Genomic DNA, 655 nt, shown 5'->3' with positions numbered 1-655 from the left:
CCACGACCACTATGCAGCAGCCACAGATTGCCAATGATATGGCAGAAGGGCAGATTCAGCGTGATCTGCCGAGTATGAATGAACCGGTCATTGATCAGGCCAATGTGTTAACCGCGGCAGAAAAGCAGCGTATTAGCCAGCGAATCTTGAGTCTTTATCAGGCAGGAAAAGCGCAAATTGGTGTGGTGATTGTGCCCACCACCGGACAGGAAGACATCTTCGGCTATTCCATGCGGGTGGCAGAGCGCTGGCAATTAGGTTCTAAAGAACACGATAATGGTTTGTTGATGACAGTTGCGCTGAATGACCGCCGGATTCAGATTTTGACTGGCTACGGGCTTGAGGGCGTATTACCGGATATTATTGCCAACCGGATTATCAACCAAACAATCACCCCATATTTTAAACAGGGCCAGTATGCGCAAGGGATTGATGCCGGCATCGCCGAGATTGAGCGTATTTTAAATCTGGATCCTGAAGTCGCTGCGCAGGCAGCAGCTGAACTCAAGGCGCGTCAGGAACAGGCCTTACAAGCACAAAAGGCCAGTCAGGCGACCTTGGGCAGTGTAGTATTTATTGTGATCGCAGGTGTTATCGGCTCCATGATTTTTGGCAGAAAACTCAGTGCTGCGACTGCCGCAGTTGCAGGAACAGC

At 50.5% G+C, this 655-nt stretch carries 1 protein-coding gene; it reads left to right on the top strand.

All coding sequences use genetic code 11. The annotated features are described in order from the left end of the window. The coding region (locus tag E2K52_RS14575) for a TPM domain-containing protein (protein WP_151205700.1) at positions 1–655 on the top strand (655 nt) is incomplete at both ends.

Source organism: Acinetobacter sp. RF14B (genome assembly GCF_006864105.1).
In the GTDB taxonomy this organism is placed as follows: domain Bacteria; phylum Pseudomonadota; class Gammaproteobacteria; order Pseudomonadales; family Moraxellaceae; genus Acinetobacter; species Acinetobacter lwoffii_C.
The sequence above is the reverse complement of the archived record's forward strand: the minus strand, read 5'-3'. Positions and strand labels throughout refer to the sequence as shown.